We start from the raw sequence: 21,142 nt of genomic DNA, 5'->3' as shown, positions 1-21,142 counted from the left end.
GAAAACCAGCGGTAATACGCCGATCTTACAACGGCCAGATCAGCGGGATCAGAAGCGACGCCAGCAAGCCCACGGTCAGGTTCAGTGGGATACCCACCTTCATGAAGTCGACGAACCTGTAACCGCCCGGACCATAAACCATCATGTTGGTTTGATACCCAATCGGAGTAGCGAATGACGCCGAGGCCGCAACCATTACCGCAACGACAAGTGGGCGCGGGTCAATACCAACGGCCTGCGCCAACCCAATGGCGATGGGCGTCACAACGACAGCGACCGCATTGTTGGACACCAGTTCGGTCAGCACTGAGGTCAGCAGGTACACGGCCCAAATGATCAGGAAAGGCGGCAGCGCGCTAAGTCCCGGCGCGACAGCTTCGACGATCAACGAGACTGCGCCCGATTTGTCCAGCGCGGCACCAATGGCAAGCATGGAAAAGATCAGCGCCAACAGGCGGCCTTCGACAAAGGAAAACGCCTCGTCCGCGTCGATACACCGTGTCAGCAGAACCACGGCAACGGCCAGAACCGACAACAGCAGAATTGGCGCAATGCCCATTGCGGCCAGCACAACGATGCCTGCAAGTGCGCCGATCGCAATGGGCGCATGGCTACGGCGGAACGCGCGGGCCGAGGGCTGCGTGACATCAACCATCTCCATATCTGCCGCAAGACGCTGAATATCCTCGGGCGAACCTTCCAGCAGCAGAGTATCACCTACACGCACCACAAGTTCATCCAGTTGCCGCCCGATATTCTGGTTCCGGCGGTGTACCGCCAGCACATAGACGCCATAGCGCCGCCGCAAGCGCATCGCGCCCAGCGTACGCCCAACCATGCGGCAACCCGGAGTGATCAGTACCTCGACCGTTTTGGTCTCAACCGCTGAAACCTGATCCACACGCTTCAGTTCCTTGTTGCGCTGCAGGCTTAACAACTCGGTCATCTGGGTACGCAAAACCACGCGATCACCAAGCTGTAGCTGAACGCCTTTAAGGTTCCGACGCAGCGATTCGTCGCCACGGATGACGTCGATCAGGCGCACGCCGGGGCGTTTGAAAAGCTGAACACCGGTGACTTCGCGGCCGATCAGGTTGCTTTCCGGGGGGATAACCGCCTCGGTAAAGAACTTCATCTTGGACCTGTCGCTTAACAGCGACGCCATGCTGTCGCGCTCGGGCAGTAAACGTGGCGCGATGAATCGGAGATACACCATACCATAGATCACCAGAGCGATCCCCAGCGGCGTAACCTCGAAAATCGTGAACGGAGTCATGCCCTGCGACCGGGCGACACCGTCCACCAAAAGGTTGGTCGACGTGCCGATAAGGGTCAGCGTTCCGCCCAGAATGGCCGCATAGCTGAGTGGGATCAGCAGTTTTGAGGCCGGGACGTTAAGCGTCCGCGCAATCTGCACAAATACCGGGATCATCACGACAACGACCGGTGTGTTCGACACAACCGCCGACGCCAGAACCACGAAGGCCATCAGTAATCCGATAGCGATACGCGGGTTCACCTGCGCCTGTTTCTGGGCAGTCGAGGTGAACGCATCCAACGCTCCGGTCCGTACCAGCGCGCCCATGATGATGAACATCGCGGCGATGGTCCACGGCGCGGGGTTTGACAGGACAGCCAAGGCGCTTTGGTATGGAAGAATGCCTGTCACCAGCATCACGGCCACGCCGCCAATGGCGACGACCTCGGTCGGATAGACCTCTCGCAGGAACATGACGAACATGCCTGCGACGACCAACAGCGCCAGTATCGCGCTTCCTGTTTCTGTCAGTTGGAGGAATTGCATTCTTGGTATTCTGTCCGAACCCTGGCTTGGCATACGCGCCCGGCACGCAGTTTCCCGCATTGCGCGGGTCAGAGCAAGCCTTACTGCGGCCCCGCCTGCTGTAACCGCCCGCCAACGCGTACCATTTGAACAGATTTTGCCTGCCCGTTCTGATCGTCGGTCTCGACGAACACCCCGCTGAGGGTCGCCTCACCATTGGCCGGAGTAAATCTGGCCTTAGGCATTCCGGTGATAAAACGGCGCATGGGTTCTACCTTGTCCATGCCGATCACCGAGTCATAATCCCCGCACATACCCGCATCGGTCAAATAGGCCGTGCCGCCCGGAAGGATCTGCGCGTCCGCCGTTGGCACATGCGTATGCGTGCCCACCACAAGGCTGGCGCGTTTGTCGCAATGTTGGCCCATCGCCATTTTTTCCGAGGTCGCCTCGCAATGCATGTCGACGATGATCGCCTGAGCTTGCCCACCGCGCGGATGTGACTTCAGGATTGGTTCAACAGCCGAAAACGGGTCATCAAAGGGCCGCTTCATGAACACCTGCCCCAGCACCTGCACCACAAGCACCTTGCGTCCCCCCGGCGCGGTATACAGACGATGCCCCCGCCCCGGCGCGCCTTTGGCAAAGTTCACGGGGCGCACAATGCGCGGCTCATTTTCGATGAACTGCAGCATGTCTTTCTGGTCGAACGCGTGATCTCCCAACGTCAGGCAATCCGCGCCGGCATCCAGCAGCAACTTGGCGTGATCCCCGCTCAGCCCCATCCCGTTCGAGGCGTTCTCACCATTGACCACAACAAAATCGAGCCGCCATTCGTCGCGCAAACGCGGCAAGTGCTGCTGAACGGCCGAGCGTCCCGCCCGGCCCATGACGTCACCCAAAAACAGAATCCTCATTTAAACCGTCCTAAGTGTGGCATCCATCAAGCACAAGTGGTTAAACTGACACCATAAACCGCAAATTCCTATTCCAAAGGAGCTCTTGATGAATCGATTCCTTTTGTTGGCTGCAATTCTGACGCCGCTTGCCGCCTGTGACCCAGTGCCTGAGCAATCAGCAGAACTGGCGAATCCCGCAGCGACATTCTGCGTTGAGAGCGGTGGAACATACGAAATCCGTGACGGTGCCGACGGGCAGACCGGAATCTGCAAACTGGCAGACGGTCAGGAAGTCGATGCCTGGGATTATTTCCGCGAGAACCACTCGGGATAATATTCCATTCACGACGGAAAGGTCAGTACACGACTTTCTGTAACGACCATGTCCAACGGTTGATCGGTTGACTCAAGAGGCAGCCGATCGGCCTGTTGCGCATCGAACGCAAAACCAATGGCAAGTGTTGGCCGCTTTGCCCGCAGCCCTTCCAGCGTGCGGTCATAAAAGCCGCCGCCATACCCCAGTCGTCCCCCTTGGGCGTCAAACGCGACCAGTGGGACGATCAGGATTTCCGGCTCGAAATAGTCATCGACCTCGGGAACTTTGGCCCCGAATGGCCCGTCCTTCAACGCGCCCTCAGGTATCCAGCGAGAGAACTTCAAGGGCTGTCCTGCGGCCTGTATGACAGGCACACCAACCGGGCCATAAGCCGATGCCTCGGCCATTGCCGGAAGTGGGTCAATTTCGGTTCGGATCGGCATATAGCCAGACAGAGGCACACCCCGGTGCCCCGCCAGAACTTCGGACAGGCGCCCGGCCGCACCGGGTAAGCGCGCATCAAACGCGGCCTTTCGACGGGCGAACGCCTCTTTCCGTGCTGCGGCCTTAATTTCGGTCAGATCGGTCACAATAGCACCACGCTGGCAAGTCCAAGGAACAGGAAGAACCCCATGACATCCGTCGTGGTTGTCACAAAGGTGCCGGACGCAAGCGCCGGGTCAGCGCCCAGACGGTCCAGCACCACCGGTACTACCGTACCAACGAAACCAGCGATGATCATGTTCACGACCAAGGCGGCCCCGATCACGACACCCAATAGCGGCGAATCGAACCACAGCATCCCGACCGTTCCCAGCACGATGGCGAAGCACAGGCCGTTCAACATACCCACCAGCAACTCACGACGGATCACCCGCAGCACGTTCGACGGCGTCAGGTCGCGCGTTGCCAGTGCGCGCACGGCAACCGTCAACGACTGTGTCCCGGCATTGCCGCCCATCGACGCCACAATCGGCATCAGGATCGCCAGCGCCACCAACTGATCAATCGCCGCCTCGAATTGCGAGATAACCAGCGAAGCACAGATCGCTGTGCACAGGTTCACGGCCAGCCACGGCAGACGCCGCTTACTGGTTGCCGCCACCGAGTCGGACAGCGAGCTTTCGTCGCTCACCCCCGCCAGACGCAGGATGTCTTCCTCATGCTCTTCGTCCAGAACCACCATGGCGTCGTCGATTGTGATGACCCCGACCAGCCGACCGTCAGCATCGACAACCGGGGCCGAGATCAGGTGGTACTGGTTGAAGGCATAGGCCACGTCTTCCTCATCCTGGTCGACGGGAATTGTGTGAAATTCCTCTTCGGTGATGTCCTGCAACGGCACGTCGCGCCGCGCCGCCATAAGCTTACCCAACATGACCTGAGCCGAGGGCTTCAGGCGGGGATCAACCAGCACGACGTGATAGAACTGCTCGGGCAGACCATCATTGGCTCGCATGAAATCGATGGCTTGTCCCACTGTCCAATGCTCAGGCGCCATGACGACTTCGCGCTGCATAAGACGACCGGCTGAATTTTCGGGGTAGGACAGGGCCTGTTCCGCCGCGATCCGCTCGGAATCCTCCAGCGCGTCCAGAATGGCTTCTTGCTGCGGTTCTTCAAGGTCCTCGAGCAGGTCAACGACATCGTCGCTTTCCATGTCGCGGACGGCATCGGCCAGAACGTCCGGCTTGAGGATGCCGATGATCTCCTCACGAACGGCCTCATCGAGTTCCGACAAGATATCGCCGTCGAATTCCTTGTCATAAAGCCGGATCAGCCGGGCGCGATCATATGGGTTGATCTGCTCAAGAAGGTCCGCAATATCAGCCGGGTGCAACGGCTCCATCAACTCGATCATCTTGTCGCGGTCATCCACATCCACCGCGTAAAGGATCGAAGCCACGGTTTTGCGATCCAGCGCATAGACGTCTTCGTTGCTGTGCGTATCTATTACGGGTTCATCAAAGCCTGTGGTCATATCTGCCCCCGTTCCGTTCGGTCATTGCCCCCTAATTAGAAGAAGCAGCTACCGGAAAACAATGACAATGCGCCGATTTACCGGCAAGTTTCCCGCCCTTATGCTGTTTCGCAGTCCCATACAGGCGGAGATGAATGAAAATGGCGCAAAAAACGCTGCTGAAAGGGCGTGTTCTGAGCTTTACAGGTTCCCCCTTCGAAGGAGAGCCGACCGAGGCCGTCAAGATCAGCGAGGCCGTTCTGATCGAAGACGGCCGGATTTCGGCGGTGGCGGATGCTGACAGCCTGCGTTCCGCACATCCCGAGGCCGCCGTGGTTGACCACGGCAATCATGTCATCATGGCTGGGTTCGTGGATGCGCATGTGCACTATCCCCAGACCGCGATGATCGCCAGTTGGGGCAAACGCCTGATCGACTGGCTGAACACCTATACTTTCCCCGAGGAGATGAAGTTCGGCGACCCGGCTTATGCCTCGGAGATTGCGAACCGCTATCTCGATTTGACGGCAGCCCATGGAACGACGACGATGTGCAGCTTTTGCACCATCCACCCCGAAAGCGTCAACGCCTTTTTCACAGCCGCACAGCAGCGCAATCAGCGCGTGGTCGCGGGCAAAACCTGCATGGATCGCAATGCGCCCGAGCGGCTGCGGGACACGGCGCAGACGGCCCATGATCAGTCCCAAGCGTTGCTGGAGAAATGGCATGGGGTCGACCGCCTGTGTTATGCGATTACGCCCCGCTTCTCTCCGACATCCACGCCCGAACAGCTTGAGGCGATGGGTGCGCTCTGGGCTGAACACCCGCATTGCCTGATGCAAACCCATCTTAGCGAGCAGACTGACGAAATCGCATGGGTTCGCGAGCTGTTCCCCGAGGCGCGGGATTATCTGGATACATATGAGAAATTCGGCCTGCTGGGATCGTATGGCGTCTACGGCCACGTCATCCATCTGGAGGCGCGCGAACGCGATCGCCTGCGCGAAGTGGATGCGGCCCTGATCCACTGCCCGACGTCCAACACGTTCATCGGCTCAGGCTTGTTCGACATGACCGGCCTGATGCAGGACGGCCACCGCGTCGGCTTGGCAACGGATACAGGCGGCGGGTCAAGCTTTTCGATGCTGCACACCATGGCTTCGGCCTACGAGATTGGCCAACTGCGCGGCGCGCCTTTGCACGCGGCGCAACTGCTTTGGCTGGGCACCGTCGGTTCCGCCCGCTCGCTGCGGCTGGATGACAGCATCGGCAACGTCGCACCGGGGATGGAGGCGGATTTGGTCGTGCTTGATCTCGCCTCAACCCCCGCGATTGCCCAGCGTGAAGCCTGCGCCGAGGATCTGTGGGAAGCCATTTTCCCAACCATCATGATGGGCGACGACCGTGCCATTACCGAGGTTTGGATCGGCGGGCGGGCCGTATCGCGCTGAAGGGAATGGGCCTACGGCCCATGCCTCCGGCGGGGATATTTTGAGCCAGATGAAGAGCGGACCCTGACCTAGCCTGCCAAAGCGCGGGCGAGGCGGTTTTGGGTTTCGATAGTTCTGGGCAGGTCGAGCGTTGTGATCTGCCCGTCACGCACGATCTGGCGGCCTTCTACAAACAGGTGCTTGACCTTCATCGGCCCCGCCAGCAGCAAGGCTGCCGGGTCCCAACTGCCGGCGCTTTCGATGCCGCGCGTATTCCAGATGGCAATATCGGCGCGTTTGCCGGGCGCTAACCGTCCGCAATCGAGGCGGTTCAGCACATCTGCGCCGCCTCGGGTGGCGATTTCCAGTGCCTCGCGCGAAGACATAGCATCGGCCCCGTTTGCGACCCGCTGCAGCAGCATGGCCTGCCGTGCCTCAAGGACCAAACTTCCATTATCATTGCTGGCGGACCCATCCGCGCCGAGCCCGACGGGTACACCGCGATCTCGCATGGCGCGCACTGGTGCGATGCCGGACCCAAGGCGGCAATTCGAACAGGGGCAATGAGCCACCCCGGTTTGTGTACGTGCGAATAGGTCGATCTCAGCCCCGTCCAGCTTAACGCAGTGGGCGTGCCAGACATCTGATCCGGTCCAGCCCAGTTCTTCGGCATATTGCCCCGGTCGGCAGCCAAACTGCGCCTGCGAATAAGCGATATCCTCGTCGTTCTCAGCCAAATGTGTATGAAGCATTACACCCTTGTCGCGGGCCAGAACCGCGGAGTCCCGCATAAGGTCGCGGCTGACCGAGAAAGGTGAACAGGGTGCTAGCCCCACCCGGCACATGGCTCCGTCAGAAGGGTCGTGGAATGTATCAACCACGCGGATCATGTCCTCGAGAATGGCGGGTTCGGCCTCGACCAGAGAATCCGGAGGAAGGCCACCTTCGCTTTCACCTATGCTCATCGCGCCGCGTGTGGGATGAAACCGCATACCGACCTCAGCCGCCGCAGCAATGGTGTCGTCCAGCTTGGCGCCTTTCGGATACAGGTACAGGTGATCTGAGCTCAGGGTGCATCCCGACAGGGCAAGCTCTGCCAGTCCAATCTGTGCTGAGACAAACATCTCTTCCGGTCCGAACCGGGACCAGATTGGATAGAGCGTTTTCAACCAGCCGAACAACAGCGCATCCTGCCCCCCCGGAACAGCGCGCGTCAGGGTTTGATACAGGTGGTGATGCGTGTTCACCAGTCCGGGGGTCACAACGCAACCCGAAGCATCGTGGATATCGCCGCCCGTCTGCAACGCATGCCCGACCTGGGCAATCCGGCCATCACGGATCAGGATATCCGCGCCCGAAAGCTCTTGGCGCGTGTCATCCATTGTCAGGATTGTGTCGGCATTTTTGATAAGGATTTCGGTCATTTCGCCCTCCTTGCACAAGCCCGTTTCATGCATGGAGTGCGAAGGCTGGCGGAAAACGGGCATAAGAACCAGCCGGGCAGAACCTACCCGACCGGCTCCGCCACGGCAACAGGTTTCAATAGTTGCGCAGGATTTCCAAAGCTGCGGCATGGACATCCGCATTTGCCGCAGCCAGTGCGCGCCCTCCATTATGGGCAGCGCCGCCTTGCCAGTCGGTGACAATACCGCCTGCGGCCTGGATCACCGCAATTGGGGCTTGGATGTCATAGGCGTTCAGACCCGACTCGATCACCAGGTCAACCTGACCAGCGGCCAGCAAGGCATAAGCGTAGCAATCCATGCCGTACCGGGTCAGGCGCACGTGTTGTGCGACGGCCTCGAACCCTGCACGATCCTGCAAAGATCCGACTTCGGGGAACGTCGTGAACAGAATCGCTTCATCTAAAGTGCGCGTCGACCGCGTGCTGAGCTGCATCGTCCCAGTCGGCCCGACCGCCTGAGCGATATCTGCGGAACCCAAAAACCTTTCACCGATATAGGGCTGGTCAATGACGCCCATTGTCGGGCCGTCCTGACCGCTCAACGCGATCAGAACACCCCAGGTCGGCGTGCCACTGATGAACCCCCGCGTACCGTCGATCGGGTCAAGAACCCACGTGCGACCTGTGCTGCCTTGGACCTGTCCGAATTCCTCGCCGAAAATGCCGTCATCGGGCCGGTGACGGGCAAGAACTTCGCGCATGGCTTTTTCAGCCTCGCGGTCGGCAATGGTGACGGGATCGAACCCACCAGACAGTTTATTGGATGTTTCCAGGTTGGATTGCCTGAAATAAGGAAGAATGGCCTCGCGTGCTGCATCGGCCATTTCTTCAGCGACTTCCAAGTCATTCAGCGAAGTTTTTTGCATGCGCTACCCGTGCGGCCCGCACGCACCGAAGTCAACCCGGCAAATTACGCGACATCGCTTAGGACACGCGCCAGTTCGAACAAACGGCGGCGCTGATTTTCGGGGATCGCGTAATAGGACCGGACCAGATCCAGCGCTTCTTTGTCGCCCATCAGATCGGCAGGAACAGACTTCTTGCCGGCTGTGTCTTTCTCGGTCTCTTCCAGACCTTCAAAGAAAAAACTGACGGGAACATCCAATGCTTCGGCAATATCCCACAGACGAGAGGCGCTGATCCGATTGGCGCCGGTCTCGTATTTTTGGATCTGTTGAAACTTAATACCAACCTGCTGCGCCAGCTGCTGCTGGGTCATGCCTATCAGCCAGCGGCGATGCCGGACGCGTTTGCCCACATGGACATCGACGTGATGAGTCATTGGTATTCTCCTCTCCTACACACAACCACAGGGGGCGCGCGACCGCTTTCACTGCCGCATCACTAGTGAGCTGTGCTTAACCACTCCCTAATTTGGATCATGCCCCCAAATCAGCACCATAGCGCAATATTGCTTCTTTTGGCTATTTTTTCAAGAAGGTTGAATCTCCGTCCGGTAACAAAGGTTTATGGTTGTACGGATCCACCAAAGCCTGCACGTGCACTTATTACATATAATGTTCAATATTGAGATTTCCGCCCCAATTGTCTCGTGGGGTAAACGATTGACATTCGCAGGCCAAAACGAATCTATGCACATAAAATACGGAGCGTGATCATGCTGGCCTATAAAATTCAATCCAAAGGGGCTGAGGCCCAACTTTGCAACATGCCCCAGCCCGAACCCGGCCCCGGCGAAATACGCATCCGGATCAAGGCCTGTGGTTTGAATTTTGCCGACCTTCTGATGCAGAAAGGCACGTATCAGGACACACCTGATGCGCCGTTTACTCAGGGTATGGAAATCGCAGGTGTCGTAGATTCACTGGGCGCAGACGTCACGCATCTACGCCCCGGAGATCGCGTGGCGGTGTATTCCGGCCAAGGCGGACTGGCTGAGTTCGGTGTTTTCGACGCCGCTCGCGCGATTTCTTTGCCCGACTCGATGAGCTTTGAAGACGCAGCAGCGATCCAGATTGCCTACGGCACAAGCCATATCGCGCTGGACCATCGCGCGCGCCTTCAGCCCGGTGAAACGCTGTTGGTCACCGGTGCGGCTGGGGGCGTGGGTCTGACGGCTGTCGAGATCGGTAAACTGATGGGGGCGACGGTCATCGCGCAGGCGCGCGGCGCCGACAAGCTTGAAGTGGCCCGGGCCGCTGGCGCTGACCATCTGATCGACGCATCGGAAGACCTGCGTGAGCGGGTTCGGGAATTGGGCGGGGCAGACGTTGTTTACGACGCGATTGGCGGAGAGGTTTTCAAAGCGGCGTTTCGCGCGACAAACCCCGAGGGCCGCCTGCTTCCGATCGGTTTCGCCGGTGGGGATGTTCCCCAAATCCCCGCAAACCACCTGCTGGTCAAAAACCTGACCGTAATCGGCTTCTACATTGGCGGATACCTGAAATTCCGCCCCCAGATCGTTCAGGACAGCTTTGACACCTTGTTTCGGTGGCATACCGAAGGCCGGATCAAGCCCCACATCAGCCACACCCTGCCTTTGGCCGAGGTCGAAAAAGGGTTGCAACTTTTGCGGGACCGTACAGCGACAGGCAAAGTCGTGATAACCCCCTAGCCCACTACGGCCTTCAACTGCGTCCCACCAACCAGACGGAAATTCTGCCGAACCAAAGAGGCCAATGCCTCAACAACCTCGCCGCGACCGGCTTCACCGCCATAGAGGTTGATCATGTGCGCCGGCAGTTCCGGCAAAACGCCCCCGTCGTCAATTTGCGCAAGATGCGCCGCTTCGGTTCCGTCCAGCATCGCATGAACGGCCAGATCCGCGCTGACCGTCGCTTCGATCGTGCGGTCGTTTTCGGTTTCGACCGACAGCTCCCACGGGATTTCTGCTTCGTCCAAGGCCGCGATCACTTGCGGGCGGAACAAACACCGACGACCAAGCGCCAAGGGTAAAGGGCGTTTGCGCCAGGCAGAGCCGCCGGGGGCCCCTATCCAACGCAGCGGAAGCTCGGCAATTGTTTCGGCCCCATCGCCGACAGACGCTTCTGTTGTCAGGATCAGGTCGCACTCTCCCTTTTTGTACATATCCTTCAGTTGCAGCGAATAGGACGACACCAACTGAACACGCACGCGCGGGAAATCGGCATTGAAGCGTTGCAGTACCCGAGGGATGGCCGGGTAGACGATGTCATGGGGCACACCCAAAACAACTTCTCCTTCAAATGCCTGATCCGTGAGCTTCGAAATCACCTCATCATTCAGGGCGATCATGCGACGGGCATAGGCCAGCAACTGTTCGCCAGACGCGGTCAACGCAATCGTTCTGCCGCTGCGGTCCAGCAATTCAAGCCCCAGCAGTTCCTCCAGACGTTTCAATTGCATGGAAACGGCGGATTGCGTCAGGTGCAAAAACCCTGCCGCCCGCGTCACACCGCCCTGATCGGCAACCGCCACGAAAGAGCGCAACGTGGTGATGTCCAGATTTCGCATGTTCACGATTCCTTATGCATCAGTTCATAAATATTCATTTTTAAAATGTGTCATATCGAGCCATATAAATCAAGGAAGTTGATAAGATCGACGCAAACCATCGAAATTCACGGAAAGGACATAAGCTATGACCCAGTTAACACTCGCTTCGAATTGCAATCCACGCAGCCGTTTTTCAGTAACTTCTCTTTGGGACGCGCTGTCGCTCATGCGTCAACGCCGCGCCCTTGGCCAACTGGACGACCGGGCGTTAGAGGATATTGGAATCACAAGAGAACAAGCCCAATCAGAGGCAACCCGTCATATTTGGGACGCACCGGAGTTCTGGCAAAAGTGACCATAGGATGCATCTTTTTTCGCTGAATGGCGGCCCGTGTCAGCAGGCCGCCATTTTTGTAGCGTGTTTTAGCCAGTTTCCGGTGTTAAACCCTTGAAACGTAGCTCGCACTTGCCGATATTTGCGGGGAACGCGCACTGATTTCAGGGCGCAACAAGAATAAGTAAAGGGAGACCCTTTAATGGCACAATTTGACACGATCCGGACAGCGGCCGGTGCCCGCGCTGCCGAGATTGATGAGGGCCTGCGCGCCCATATGAACAAAGTCTACGGCACAATGTCCGTTGGCATGCTGATCACCTTTGCTGCGGCTTGGGCGATTGCTGGTCTTGCAACAACAACCGATCCGTCGGCCGCCGCCGCTCAGCTAAGCGCCAACAAATACCTGACCTCGTTCGGCGCAACGCTTTTCGCGTCGCCCCTGAAGTGGGTCATCATGTTTGCACCGCTGGCCTTTGTTTTTGGCTTCAGCGCCGGAATCAATCGCCTGTCCGCATCGGGCGCTCAGTCGGTCTTTTACTTGTTCGCCGCCGTCATGGGTGTTTCGATAAGCTGGATTTTCCTGGTCTTTACCGGTCAGTCGATCATTCAGGTCTTTCTGATCACGTCGATCGCCTTTGCCGGTCTGTCGCTATACGGCTACACCACCAAGAAAGACCTGTCCGCAATGGGCACGTTCCTGATCATGGGCGTTATCGGCCTAATCGTCGCGTCCATCGTGAACATCTTCATCGCCTCTTCCGCGGTGGCCTTCGCAATTTCGGTGATTGGCGTTCTGATCTTTGCTGGTCTGACGGCCTATGACACGCAGAACATCAAAACTACCTACCTGCAGATGGCGCACTCGGGCGATCAGGAATGGTTGGGCAAAGCCGCGATCATGGGCGCACTGAGCCTGTATCTGGACTTTATCAACATGTTCATGTTCCTGCTGCAACTCTTCGGCAACCGGGAATAACAGACGAACAAGCTTCGGCTTTTTGGGGCGGGCCGTTGGGTCCGCCCTTTTCTTTTGGCCAGTGATGCAAGATTTTCCTGTGGCGCACTGCCCCCATTACGTCAAGCAGGGCAAAAAAAAGCCCCCACCGATTGGTGGAGGCTCTGTCAGCTATATGTGATTTGCTCTTAGCTACAGTTCAAAGGAACCGCAAAGCCCGAGCTGCGCTGCGACGAACCTTTGCGGAACACGTCACCTGCTGCAAGGCATCCGGTAAACTGTTCGGCATTCTGGCCGAACGCTGCGCCAATTTGATTGTCGACCCGGGTACTGTTGTTTTCCGTGCGCAGGACGCCATAAAGCGTGCCGTTTACGCTTACAGTGCTCAGGAACATGTTCGTGGACAATCCGGTCAGAACAACCGAGTTGGTGTCGCTGCGTCCGCCATTATCAATGGCAACCCGCGCAAGTTTCTGCGGATCGGTCTCACCGGAAGTCACCCGGATCGGCGGCAACACGGCCAATTCTGCGGGTACGTTGGTTGCCCGAGGCAGGAAAGCCACGGCTCCGGGGACATCAGACAAGGTTCGTGGTTCACCATCGATACCCGTGAACCCGACCCCCTGACGGTTGTAAGGGTCTTCACAAGCCGCAAGGGCCAACACAGTGATTGTGGATAACAAGATTTTTTTCATGACGGCCAACATTTTGGAACGAGTTGTTGAAGCGTAGTGGCAAGCCATTCAAAAAAGCAACCCATGCCCCATTCGATTGATCTGACCGCTGATGCTTCGTTGCAACGCGTGCTTTTCGATCGAGGGTCCGTTTTTTGTCTACCACCCCATCATATTGCAAAGAAAAAGGGGCCTGCAGCAGCAGACCCCTGAACTTTGTCCAAGCTGGACGGCAGATTACTTAATCTTGCCTTCCTTGTACTCGACATGCTTCCGAGCGACCGGATCGTATTTACGAACGGTCATCTTCTCGGTCATGGTGCGCGCGTTCTTCTTGGTCACGTAGAAGTGGCCCGTGCCCGCGGTCGAGTTCAGGCGGATCTTGATTGTCGTCGGCTTCGCCATGGTTTTCTCCTGCGTCCGAAAAGGCAGGGCCTTTCGGTTGAATTCCTATGAGCGTGCGCTTTTACGCCCTGCACCGCCCATGTCAAGCGCAATCGCACCTGATAACCAGCCTAAGCGGGATTGGCATCAGACGGACGGGTTGGCGAGCTGAAACAAGACTGAATCTGACCCGAATTAACTGCACGGAGCGCACTCCGCGGCACTTTCTGCATCAAGTCCGATGATCCATGATCGGTATCCGCCCGAATCGCGCCCTGCCCTCAGGATGTCAGATTTGGCGATCCGTTTAGTCTTAGAGGTCGCGGAAAAAGCGGCATCTCAATAAAACGATTTATGGCGAAAACCCCTAAAGTTTGTGGCAATCACTTAACCGTGATAACTTCCCCTCAGTTCCAAAATCGAAGAAGCCCCCGAACGGCTCGGTTTCGAGGCACCAAAAACAGGCAAGCACCAATGGCAGCGGTGTTTGTAGCTATATTTTTTTGGGGGGACATCATGACGGAATGGGCGATTCAGGGCGAAGAACTGGCCAATTGCAACTGCAACTTCGGGTGCCCGTGCCAGTTCAGTGTGTTGCCGACGCACGGCAATTGCGAGGCGGTCGTCGCGTATGACATTCAATCCGGGCATTACGGGGACACCGATCTGGCTGGGCTCCGCGCGGCAGGCGTCTACTACTGGCCAGGTCCCATCCACGAAGGCAATGGTCAGATGCAATTGATCATAGACGAAAGCGCTTCGGCGGATCAACGGGCCGCGCTGGAAGCCATTATGAAGGGCGAAGACACCGACGAGATGGCGACTTTCTGGTATGTCTACAGCGCCATGGCGCCGACGAAACACGAAACCCTCTACCTTCCGATTGAGCTGGATTGGTCCCGCGAAGACCGCAAGGGTTATGCAAAGGTAAAAGGTATCTTCGATCTTGAGGTGAACCCGATCCCTCATATCGTTTCCGGGCTGCCGCATCGAGCGTCCATCCAACTGCCCAACGGTTTTGAGTATCGGCACGCTGAGTCCGCATCCGGGACAACAAAAACCACGGGTGGGGAAATCAGCCTGACCTTTGATGCGACGCACGCGCATCTGGCCCACCTCAATATCTCTGGCCACGGCGTAATCGGCGCGTGATACCCAGCCGATATGACCTCTGAGACAAATCAATCGCACGCAGGAGCAGTAGATTACGTTCTGCGGCGGGACAGCGGCGTCGTATTGCTTTGCGTCACCCTGATCGTGTTGGCGGCCGCGTGGTACACCATTGTCGGCATCGGGATGAACATGACCGCCGTCGAGATGACCCGCATGGCCGGGCCAATTGGCGAACCTATGCAGATGGGCGGACCAGTCGTCTGGTCCCTGCCCTACACCATCCTGATATTCCTCATGTGGTGGGTCATGATGATCGCGATGATGACGCCCAGCGCCGCCCCAACCGTGCTATTGTACGCCGCCATCAAGCGTATGGGGCCGGATAAGAAGCGCACGACATGGCTCAGCCTGGTTTTTCTAAGCGGCTACCTCGTCGCTTGGGCTGTGTTCAGCGCGCTTGCGACTGGTGGGCAATGGGGGCTGGAGCAGATTGGTTTGTCGGACGGTCCTATGATGACGATCCGGTCCAAGGTGTTTGCCGGGTGTGTTTTGCTGGCAGCGGGTCTGTATCAATTGTCCGGTCTGAAGTCCGCATGTCTTCGACACTGCCGCAGCCCGGCCCAGTTTCTGGCCGAGCACAACCGACCCGGCGCAACGGGTGCCTTTCGCGTGGGCGCAGTGCACGGGGCATATTGTCTGGGCTGCTGCTGGGCGTTGATGCTGCTGCTGTTCGTCGGAGGCGTGATGAACCTCTACTGGATTGTCGGTATTGCTATTTATGTGGGGCTGGAAAAGCTCCTGCCGCGTGCGCGATGGCTAGGCCCCGCAACCGGGATTGCCCTGATCGTTGCGGGTCTGTGGCTGATTGGAAGCGCAATTGCTGTGGGGACTTAAAGGAAGAATACGCGCGGAGGGCCTGTAAGCCGGATCTTGTTCCAGGGTTGCCCCCTTCGATGACCATTCCTCTAGGCCGTGCATTGCTGCGCGGCTCAAGCTGCCAACCCGGTCCCTCTCGGCCAAGACGCGCTTAGCGGCGGTATCGGCTTGCGCCGACCGGCCCGCGCGGGGACCCTATTTGGCATTGCTCCCGGTGGGGCTTGCCGTGCCGCCCCTGTTACCAGGGGCGCGGTGGGCTCTTACCCCACCGTTTCACCCTTACCTTTGACCGAAGCCGCAGGCGGTCTGATTTCTGTGGCGCTTTCCGTCGGGTTGCCCCGCCCGGGCGTTACCCGGCACCGTTGTCTTGTGGAGTCCGGACTTTCCTCTCGGGCCTAGGCCCCAGCGGCCATCCGGCCCTCCGCGCAGTGCGGTGGGTATGCTTTGGGTTGGGTGGCGTCAAGGGGTTAGGACGTGAAGGGGCCAGCCCCTTCTTGGCCTGCGGCCAATTCAACCCCGGGATATTTTTGGCCAGATGAAGAGCGGATCAGCTTGATCCGGTCTTCTCTATTAGCGGAGTGAGGTCGTCGGGTGTCAGAGGTCCCCTGGCCCAAGGTCGATATCGAAGGCGAACTGTATTTAGAAGTTTCTCATCGTCGACGTTTGCGGTGAAACCAGCCGCGCGCGCCGAGCTTATGAACTCTTGCATTTCAGCGATCTGTGGGGGCTGACCTTTACCGCGCGGCTTTGCTAGCCCCTGATGCTCGAGGCGTTGCCAGTCAAATCGGGAACCCGGGTCCAGCTTGCGGCCGGGCGCCATATCAGAATGGCCGATGACGCCATTGGGGGGGATCTTCCATCTATGTAAAAGAGCGGTCAGAAGACGCTCAAGAACCATCATCTGCGGCTCAGCGAACGGATGGTCGCCGCGATTATCGAGTTCGATGCCGATTGACCGAGAGTTGATGTCGGACTGACCATGCCATTCTCCTGCTCCGGCGTGCCAGGCGCGATCCTTTTCGCGCACCATCTGCCAGAGTTTACCGTCTGAACCGATCAGGAAATGGGCGGAAACTTCGTGTTGCGGATCGCATAGGCGCTTTAAGGCGTCCTGCGCGCTGTCCATTGCGGTGTAGTGGATAACCACCATCGACGGCTTCAAACCGCCCCGGCGTTCCCCGAAATTGGGTGACGGGTGCCAGATTGGGTTAAGGTCAGTTTTTGACGGCACTGCGGAACGCGCTTGGGTCCCAACCACATGCGTAGCCGTCCCCGTCCGGGTCCAGCCCTTTGCGATCGCGCTGGGGGCCGCCGCTTGCGAGGAATTCGATCTGTGCCTGATCTGACGACGGATACCGGGCGCAATTACGTTGTGCCTTGGCCTGCAAGTTAAACCCCGCGCGGCTGTAAAGCTGTGTGCCAACCGGGTTCGAAGTATTCAGAGCGTATTGCACGATATTGGGCTGACCATCCGTGCCCCGTTGCGGCACGGCGGTCGGTGCCACAACTTCGTAGGTTTGGCGATTTTGCTCGATCCGGGCCGCGTCGGATTCAATGGTACGGCGCCCGGACACGGCCTCAAAATCCTGCTCGTCCGAAATCGCGTTATTGCTTGCGACTGGCGTCGTCGCAGGAACCGAGGTGTTGGCCAGGGCCACAGCAGTTGCCGACGCGATATCCGCGTTCTCTCCGGTTGGTGGAAGCGGATCGCCGGGGGCGCCAAGCTGTTGTTCGGTCACATCAACCGGTCCCAGCAAGGGGTTACCGGTCAGCCCTTGCCCAGCCAATTCAGCCTCGCGCTGCGCCTGATATTGCGGCGTATTGAAGCTTGTGCTCTGTATCGGGGCCACCGTATTGCAGGCGGCCACCAAGCCAATGGCGGGAATCAGAAGCGTAATGCGCATTCGGCTGCTCCGTTTTAAGTCGTCTTGCCTGAACCGAGATTTACCACCATTTGCCCGGCTTGGCTACAAAACCCGCCGCGTTTTCCAGCGCGTAAGCCGTGTTCAGCAGATCGCCTTCGTCCCATGGACGACCGATCAGCTGAAGGCCAAGCGGCAAGCCCTGCGCATCCAGACCCGCAGGTACCGAAATGCCCGGAAGACCAGCCAAGTTTACGGTCACGGTAAAGACGTCGTTAAGATACATCTGCACCGGATCGGCCTCGGTCATCTCACCAAGACCAAACGAGGCCGACGGGGTGGCCGGGGTCAGTATCGCGTCGACACCTGCGGCAAAGACGTCTTCGAAGTCTTTTTTGATCAGGGTGCGAACACGGCGGGCGCGGTTGTAATATGCGTCGTAGAAACCTGCCGACAGTACGTAGGTGCCAACCATCACGCGGCGCTGGACCTCGTGGCCGAAACCTTCGGCGCGGGTTTTCTCGTACATCTCGGTGATGCCGTCGCCCTGCGCCAGCGTCGCGCGGCGGCCATAGCGGACACCGTCATAGCGCGCGAGGTTCGAGGACGCCTCGGCCGGGGCAATCACGTAGTAGGCTGGCAGCGCGTATTTGGTGTGCGGCAGCGAGATATCGACGATCTCAGCCCCCGCGTCCTTGAGCATTGCCGCGCCGTCGGACCAGAGCTTTTCGATCTCGGCAGGCATACCGTCCATGCGGTATTCTTTCGGGATACCGATTTTCTTGCCCTTGATATCGCCGGTCAGCATCGCCTCAAAGTTCGGCACGGCCAGCTCGGCGCTGGTGGAATCCTTTGGGTCGTGGCCGCACATGGTTTCCAGCATGATTGCCGCGTCGCGCACGTTCTTTGTCATCGGACCAGCCTGATCCAGCGAGGACGCAAAGGCCACGATGCCCCAGCGTGAGCAGCGCCCGTAGGTGGGCTTGATGCCGGTAATCCCTGTGAAGGCCGCAGGCTGACGGATCGAACCGCCGGTATCTGTACCGGTCGCGGCCAGACACAGATCAGCGGCCACAGCCGAGGCCGACCCACCGGACGAGCCGCCCGGTGTCAATTGCGCATCGTCATTGCCGCGTCGCCACGGGCTGACGGCATTGCCGTAGACCGAGGTTTCGTTGGACGAGCCCATGGCGAATTCATCCATGTTCAGCTTGCCCAGCATCACAGCGCCCGCATTGGCCAATTGCTGTGAAACAGTTGATTCATACTCGGGCTTAAAGCCTTCCAGAATCTTCGACGCCGCCTGCGAAGGAACACCCTTGGTGCAGAACAGATCCTTGATGCCGATCGGCAGACCGCACATGGCATTCGCGTCGCCTTCTTTGATTCGGGCATCCGCAGCCTTGGCGCGCTCCAGAGCAATCTCAGGTGTTTTGTGGACGAAGGCGTTCAGCGCGTCTGCGTCATCAATGGCCTTCAGGCAGGATTCGGTCAGCTCGACCGAGGTCACATCACCCTTGCGCAGCGCGTCGCGGGCCTCGGCCAGACCCAGTTTATTCAGATCGCTCATGTCTTACTCCACCACTTTGGGGACTGCGAAAAAGCCCTCGCGCGCGTCGGGGGCGTTGGCCAGAACTTTGTCCTGCTGATTTCCGTCGGTGACCACATCCTCACGACGTTTCAGGCGCATCGGCTCGACCGAGACCATCGGCTCTACGCCTTCGACATCCACTTCGTTAAGCTGTTCGATAAACCCAAGGATGGTGTTGAATTCGGATGCCAGCGCAGGCAGCGCATCATCCTCGACCTTGATCCGGGCCAGTTTAGCCACCTTTGCGGCAGTGCTTTGGTCAATCGACATCGGAAAACCTCATATGCGTTAGGGGGCGTTTACCTGTCTGATGCTTCGGTCGCAAGGGCACCGCTTAGCTGATCTGAGACTACGGCGCAGAGTTTTCCAGGGTGATCATTCATTTTTGCATATCGGGTATGTGAAAAAGTGAACCGATTAGTTCACTTTTGATCTTGAACAAGTAAACTGAACTGTTCATTTCAATAACACGACACAGCCATCACCGGAGTAAGACGATGAAAACCCTCATGACTGCCTTTGTATTGGCAACCACGGTTCTTGCCGCGCAAGCCCATGCGTTTGGGCCAACAATGGACAGCATGTTTCCAGATCTGAGCTTCCCCGATCAGGTCTCGGAACCGGTATCACAAGATAAGGCGAAGCCTGCCAGCTAATTTGCCCGCTTCGTCCGGGCCGGGTACTCCTCTCCCCGGCCCGAAAATTCATTTGGCTGCTGCACGCAACGCGGCAACTCGATAGGGTAGCTTTGGATATACGGCCAGACATGACCGTTGAACCGGCACAACAACGGAGCACCCAATGAGCCCCCGCAAGCAAGCAGTACTGGACGCAATAGATGCGGCCAACGCCAAGGACCCCAATCTGGAAGACGGCCAGCCCGCCGCCCTGCTCTATGGTCAGCGCATGAGTGCCGAGCTGGACCGGTTATTTCCGGACGCCTCGGATGCGCTGACAATTGCCGCACGCGGTCAGCACGTTGAACGCTGGAAACTGGCGCGTACCGAATTCCCGGAAGGGCGTGCAGGATATTTGGCCTGGCGAAAAGCGCAGGGCGTGCATCATGCCGAGACTGTCATGGGCCTGATGGAGCTGAGCGAATATGGCGCCGAAGATACCGAAGCGGCCGGTCGGATGCTGCGCAAACAGGGACTCAAGCGCGATGACGAGGTTCAGGCACTTGAGGATGTGATCTGCGTCGTTTTCCTAAAATGGTATTTTGCCCCTTTCGCTGCCAAACATTCGGCTGAAAAAATTCAAAGCATTGTCGAAAAGACAGCCCGCAAGATGTCAGCCGAAGGCCGCTCACGTGTGCTGGAAGAATTTGACCTGCCCCCAAACTTTGCCACTGCTTTTCAGGCCTGAGACGTTCGTTTCAGGTGCCTGCGATATACTTCGATCATCCAGCCCAACATGGTCGCGTTCAAGATGTGCCACATGAAATGCGTTCCAGTTTCGAATTGAACGCAGATCGGTTCATCCAGTGCGCGGAACGTAATTGAGGCAATCAGGATCACAGCACCAAACGCCAGCCCTGCTGCCGTCTCGGGAAACCTACGGCGCAGGAAAACTGCGTAGATCAGGATCAGCAGCGGAACCGGCGCGTAAGCCGCCGACCCGCCCAGACCGGGCACCAGTTGAAAGACCGGGATTGTCGCAGTGGAATAGGGTACAAACAGCGCGGTGGCGACACCGGCATAAAGCGGACGCATTTGCCAGACGTCGCGATTGATCGCGTATATATAGACCAGAATATACAGCAGGATTGGCGCCACGTCCGCCAGTGCTGCCCAAACCTGCGCATGGGTGTGAAACAGGTAGCTGCCCAATCCGATCGCGGCCAGAATAACCACCAATGCCACTGCCAGCGGCATCCCCTGCCCGCGCACCCGCCTCCACATGATGAAAGCGGCGACGATAAATGCGGCGTTTGTTACGGCATTGACCGGCTCTGCCCAATAGTCGGGCGACAATCTCTCGCAATATCCGTCAATTTCCTGAAACCAATCCATGAAATTTTACATAGCCGATGCTAGGTTAATGCCAACAGTCTGTTTCGGAG

At 58.2% G+C, this 21,142-nt stretch carries 24 protein-coding genes and 1 other RNA gene; 9 read left to right on the top strand and 16 right to left on the bottom strand.

Annotation, left to right across the window (positions count from 1 at the left end; genetic code table 11):
* Nucleotides 1–25: 25 nt before the first annotated feature.
* Nucleotides 26–1,804, bottom strand: coding sequence for an SLC13 family permease (locus tag GOX73_RS00660; protein ID WP_171122385.1), 1,779 nt, complete (start codon nucleotides 1,802–1,804; stop codon nucleotides 26–28).
* An 80-nt stretch (nucleotides 1,805–1,884) separates the two neighbouring features.
* Nucleotides 1,885–2,700: a TIGR00282 family metallophosphoesterase gene (locus tag GOX73_RS00655; protein WP_171122383.1), complete on the bottom strand. Its 816-nt coding sequence runs from the start codon at nucleotides 2,698–2,700 to the stop codon at nucleotides 1,885–1,887.
* Between the two features lie 88 nt (nucleotides 2,701–2,788).
* On the opposite strand from GOX73_RS00655, the gene GOX73_RS00650 reads away from it, so the two are divergent.
* Nucleotides 2,789–3,016 (top strand): DUF333 domain-containing protein, encoded by a 228-nt coding sequence (locus tag GOX73_RS00650; protein ID WP_171120467.1) that lies wholly within the window; start codon nucleotides 2,789–2,791, stop codon nucleotides 3,014–3,016.
* A gap of 8 nt (nucleotides 3,017–3,024) precedes the next feature.
* On the opposite strand, the gene GOX73_RS00645 is transcribed toward GOX73_RS00650, so the two are convergent.
* Nucleotides 3,025–3,588 (bottom strand): 5-formyltetrahydrofolate cyclo-ligase, encoded by a 564-nt coding sequence (locus GOX73_RS00645; RefSeq protein WP_171122381.1) that lies wholly within the window; start codon nucleotides 3,586–3,588, stop codon nucleotides 3,025–3,027.
* Nucleotides 3,585–4,979, bottom strand: coding sequence for a magnesium transporter (gene mgtE, locus GOX73_RS00640; protein ID WP_171122379.1), 1,395 nt, complete (start codon nucleotides 4,977–4,979; stop codon nucleotides 3,585–3,587). The genes GOX73_RS00645 and mgtE overlap by 4 nt, the downstream gene beginning before the upstream one ends.
* A gap of 140 nt (nucleotides 4,980–5,119) precedes the next feature.
* Here mgtE and guaD point away from each other — a divergent pair, with 140 nt between their 5' ends.
* Nucleotides 5,120–6,409, top strand: coding sequence for a guanine deaminase (gene guaD, locus GOX73_RS00635; protein WP_171123549.1), 1,290 nt, complete (start codon nucleotides 5,120–5,122; stop codon nucleotides 6,407–6,409).
* 68 nt (nucleotides 6,410–6,477) lie between these two features.
* On the opposite strand, the gene GOX73_RS00630 is transcribed toward guaD, so the two are convergent.
* The 3 genes from GOX73_RS00630 to GOX73_RS00620 all read right to left on the bottom strand — a co-directional run bounded on the left by GOX73_RS00630 (nucleotide 6,478) and on the right by GOX73_RS00620 (nucleotide 9,135).
* Nucleotides 6,478–7,812, bottom strand: a complete 1,335-nt coding sequence (locus GOX73_RS00630) for an 8-oxoguanine deaminase (RefSeq protein WP_171122377.1) — start codon at nucleotides 7,810–7,812, stop codon at nucleotides 6,478–6,480.
* Nucleotides 7,813–7,927: 115 nt separating this feature from the next.
* Nucleotides 7,928–8,719, bottom strand: a complete 792-nt coding sequence (hisN, locus tag GOX73_RS00625; RefSeq protein WP_171122375.1) for a histidinol-phosphatase — start codon at nucleotides 8,717–8,719, stop codon at nucleotides 7,928–7,930.
* Between the two features lie 44 nt (nucleotides 8,720–8,763).
* Nucleotides 8,764–9,135, bottom strand: coding sequence for a helix-turn-helix domain-containing protein (locus tag GOX73_RS00620; protein ID WP_171120458.1), 372 nt, complete (start codon nucleotides 9,133–9,135; stop codon nucleotides 8,764–8,766).
* 336 nt (nucleotides 9,136–9,471) lie between these two features.
* Between GOX73_RS00620 and GOX73_RS00615 the strand changes: the two genes are divergently transcribed.
* Entirely contained in the window at nucleotides 9,472–10,428 is a 957-nt protein-coding gene (locus GOX73_RS00615) for an NADPH:quinone oxidoreductase family protein (protein WP_171122373.1), read from the top strand.
* Here the strand turns inward: GOX73_RS00615 and GOX73_RS00610 are convergent.
* A complete protein-coding gene (locus tag GOX73_RS00610; RefSeq protein WP_171134751.1) occupies nucleotides 10,425–11,306 on the bottom strand; it encodes a LysR family transcriptional regulator in 882 nt (293 codons plus the stop codon). The genes GOX73_RS00615 and GOX73_RS00610 overlap by 4 nt on opposite strands.
* 127 nt (nucleotides 11,307–11,433) lie before the next feature.
* Between GOX73_RS00610 and GOX73_RS00605 the strand changes: the two genes are divergently transcribed.
* Both GOX73_RS00605 and GOX73_RS00600 read left to right on the top strand, forming a co-directional pair.
* Entirely contained in the window at nucleotides 11,434–11,643 is a 210-nt protein-coding gene (locus GOX73_RS00605) for a DUF1127 domain-containing protein (protein WP_171120453.1), read from the top strand.
* Nucleotides 11,644–11,824: 181 nt separating this feature from the next.
* On the top strand, nucleotides 11,825–12,601 hold the full coding sequence (locus GOX73_RS00600) for a Bax inhibitor-1/YccA family protein (protein WP_171120451.1): 777 nt from the start codon (nucleotides 11,825–11,827) through the stop codon (nucleotides 12,599–12,601).
* A gap of 167 nt (nucleotides 12,602–12,768) precedes the next feature.
* Here GOX73_RS00600 and GOX73_RS00595 read toward each other — a convergent pair whose 3' ends face one another.
* A complete protein-coding gene (locus tag GOX73_RS00595; protein ID WP_171120450.1) occupies nucleotides 12,769–13,275 on the bottom strand; it encodes a hypothetical protein in 507 nt (168 codons plus the stop codon).
* Nucleotides 13,276–13,491: 216 nt separating this feature from the next.
* Nucleotides 13,492–13,659: a 50S ribosomal protein L33 gene (gene rpmG, locus GOX73_RS00590; RefSeq protein ID WP_005630270.1), complete on the bottom strand. Its 168-nt coding sequence runs from the start codon at nucleotides 13,657–13,659 to the stop codon at nucleotides 13,492–13,494.
* Between the two features lie 495 nt (nucleotides 13,660–14,154).
* On the opposite strand from rpmG, the gene GOX73_RS00585 reads away from it, so the two are divergent.
* Nucleotides 14,155–14,790: a DUF1326 domain-containing protein gene (locus tag GOX73_RS00585; RefSeq protein WP_171122371.1), complete on the top strand. Its 636-nt coding sequence runs from the start codon at nucleotides 14,155–14,157 to the stop codon at nucleotides 14,788–14,790.
* A 12-nt stretch (nucleotides 14,791–14,802) separates the two neighbouring features.
* Nucleotides 14,803–15,645 (top strand): DUF2182 domain-containing protein, encoded by an 843-nt coding sequence (locus GOX73_RS00580; protein WP_171122369.1) that lies wholly within the window; start codon nucleotides 14,803–14,805, stop codon nucleotides 15,643–15,645.
* Nucleotides 15,646–15,654: 9 nt separating this feature from the next.
* On the opposite strand, the gene rnpB is transcribed toward GOX73_RS00580, so the two are convergent.
* From rnpB to gatC, 5 genes are all read right to left on the bottom strand, one after another.
* Nucleotides 15,655–16,052, bottom strand: an RNA gene (rnpB, locus tag GOX73_RS00575) — RNase P RNA component class A.
* Nucleotides 16,053–16,174: 122 nt separating this feature from the next.
* Nucleotides 16,175–16,858 carry an N-acetylmuramoyl-L-alanine amidase gene (locus tag GOX73_RS00570; protein WP_371808555.1) on the bottom strand — a complete coding sequence of 228 codons (684 nt, stop codon included), beginning with the start codon at nucleotides 16,856–16,858 and terminating at the stop codon, nucleotides 16,175–16,177.
* The gene (locus GOX73_RS00565) at nucleotides 16,842–17,531 is read right to left on the bottom strand and encodes a hypothetical protein (RefSeq protein WP_171122367.1); all 690 of its coding nucleotides are present in this window, start codon (nucleotides 17,529–17,531) and stop codon (nucleotides 16,842–16,844) included. Before GOX73_RS00565 ends, GOX73_RS00570 begins: the two co-directional genes overlap by 17 nt.
* A 40-nt stretch (nucleotides 17,532–17,571) precedes the next feature.
* Nucleotides 17,572–19,059, bottom strand: a complete 1,488-nt coding sequence (gatA, locus tag GOX73_RS00560) for an Asp-tRNA(Asn)/Glu-tRNA(Gln) amidotransferase subunit GatA (protein WP_171122366.1) — start codon at nucleotides 19,057–19,059, stop codon at nucleotides 17,572–17,574.
* A 3-nt stretch (nucleotides 19,060–19,062) separates the two neighbouring features.
* Nucleotides 19,063–19,350, bottom strand: coding sequence for an Asp-tRNA(Asn)/Glu-tRNA(Gln) amidotransferase subunit GatC (gene gatC / locus GOX73_RS00555; protein WP_170325838.1), 288 nt, complete (start codon nucleotides 19,348–19,350; stop codon nucleotides 19,063–19,065).
* Nucleotides 19,351–19,577: 227 nt separating this feature from the next.
* Between gatC and GOX73_RS00550 the strand changes: the two genes are divergently transcribed.
* Both GOX73_RS00550 and GOX73_RS00545 read left to right on the top strand, forming a co-directional pair.
* A complete protein-coding gene (locus tag GOX73_RS00550; protein ID WP_171120441.1) occupies nucleotides 19,578–19,736 on the top strand; it encodes a hypothetical protein in 159 nt (52 codons plus the stop codon).
* Between the two features lie 145 nt (nucleotides 19,737–19,881).
* Nucleotides 19,882–20,445: a DUF4202 domain-containing protein gene (locus tag GOX73_RS00545; RefSeq protein ID WP_171122364.1), complete on the top strand. Its 564-nt coding sequence runs from the start codon at nucleotides 19,882–19,884 to the stop codon at nucleotides 20,443–20,445.
* Here GOX73_RS00545 and GOX73_RS00540 read toward each other — a convergent pair.
* Complete coding sequence (locus tag GOX73_RS00540; protein WP_171134750.1) at nucleotides 20,436–21,092, bottom strand: ceramidase domain-containing protein; 657 nt, start codon at nucleotides 21,090–21,092, stop codon at nucleotides 20,436–20,438. The genes GOX73_RS00545 and GOX73_RS00540 overlap by 10 nt on opposite strands.
* Between the last annotated feature and the right edge of the window lie 50 nt (nucleotides 21,093–21,142).

The sequence above is a fragment of the Ruegeria sp. HKCCD7221 genome, from assembly GCF_013031225.1.
Taxonomy (GTDB): Bacteria; Pseudomonadota; Alphaproteobacteria; order Rhodobacterales; family Rhodobacteraceae; genus Ruegeria.
Note: the sequence above shows the minus strand (reverse complement) of the source record. Positions and strands in the feature narration are given on the sequence as shown.

Bases quoted from the DNA above. Each gene is read 5' to 3' on its own strand.
- GOX73_RS00660 (WP_171122385.1), bottom strand. From the start codon at position 1,804: ATGCAATTCCTCCAACTGACAGAAACAGGAAGCGCGATACTGGCGCTG.
- GOX73_RS00655 (WP_171122383.1), bottom strand. From the start codon at position 2,700: ATGAGGATTCTGTTTTTGGGTGACGTCATGGGCCGGGCGGGACGCTCG.
- GOX73_RS00650 (WP_171120467.1), top strand. From the start codon at position 2,789: ATGAATCGATTCCTTTTGTTGGCTGCAATTCTGACGCCGCTTGCCGCC.
- mgtE (WP_171122379.1), bottom strand. From the start codon at position 4,979: ATGACCACAGGCTTTGATGAACCCGTAATAGATACGCACAGCAACGAA.
- guaD (WP_171123549.1), top strand. From the start codon at position 5,120: ATGGCGCAAAAAACGCTGCTGAAAGGGCGTGTTCTGAGCTTTACAGGT.
- GOX73_RS00630 (WP_171122377.1), bottom strand. From the start codon at position 7,812: ATGACCGAAATCCTTATCAAAAATGCCGACACAATCCTGACAATGGAT.
- hisN (WP_171122375.1), bottom strand. From the start codon at position 8,719: ATGCAAAAAACTTCGCTGAATGACTTGGAAGTCGCTGAAGAAATGGCC.
- GOX73_RS00620 (WP_171120458.1), bottom strand. From the start codon at position 9,135: ATGACTCATCACGTCGATGTCCATGTGGGCAAACGCGTCCGGCATCGC.
- GOX73_RS00615 (WP_171122373.1), top strand. From the start codon at position 9,472: ATGCTGGCCTATAAAATTCAATCCAAAGGGGCTGAGGCCCAACTTTGC.
- GOX73_RS00610 (WP_171134751.1), bottom strand. From the start codon at position 11,306: ATGCGAAATCTGGACATCACCACGTTGCGCTCTTTCGTGGCGGTTGCC.
- GOX73_RS00605 (WP_171120453.1), top strand. From the start codon at position 11,434: ATGACCCAGTTAACACTCGCTTCGAATTGCAATCCACGCAGCCGTTTT.
- GOX73_RS00600 (WP_171120451.1), top strand. From the start codon at position 11,825: ATGGCACAATTTGACACGATCCGGACAGCGGCCGGTGCCCGCGCTGCC.
- GOX73_RS00595 (WP_171120450.1), bottom strand. From the start codon at position 13,275: ATGAAAAAAATCTTGTTATCCACAATCACTGTGTTGGCCCTTGCGGCT.
- rpmG (WP_005630270.1), bottom strand. From the start codon at position 13,659: ATGGCGAAGCCGACGACAATCAAGATCCGCCTGAACTCGACCGCGGGC.
- GOX73_RS00585 (WP_171122371.1), top strand. From the start codon at position 14,155: ATGACGGAATGGGCGATTCAGGGCGAAGAACTGGCCAATTGCAACTGC.
- GOX73_RS00580 (WP_171122369.1), top strand. From the start codon at position 14,803: ATGACCTCTGAGACAAATCAATCGCACGCAGGAGCAGTAGATTACGTT.
- GOX73_RS00565 (WP_171122367.1), bottom strand. From the start codon at position 17,531: ATGCGCATTACGCTTCTGATTCCCGCCATTGGCTTGGTGGCCGCCTGC.
- gatA (WP_171122366.1), bottom strand. From the start codon at position 19,059: ATGAGCGATCTGAATAAACTGGGTCTGGCCGAGGCCCGCGACGCGCTG.
- gatC (WP_170325838.1), bottom strand. From the start codon at position 19,350: ATGTCGATTGACCAAAGCACTGCCGCAAAGGTGGCTAAACTGGCCCGG.
- GOX73_RS00550 (WP_171120441.1), top strand. From the start codon at position 19,578: ATGAAAACCCTCATGACTGCCTTTGTATTGGCAACCACGGTTCTTGCC.
- GOX73_RS00545 (WP_171122364.1), top strand. From the start codon at position 19,882: ATGAGCCCCCGCAAGCAAGCAGTACTGGACGCAATAGATGCGGCCAAC.
- GOX73_RS00540 (WP_171134750.1), bottom strand. From the start codon at position 21,092: ATGGATTGGTTTCAGGAAATTGACGGATATTGCGAGAGATTGTCGCCC.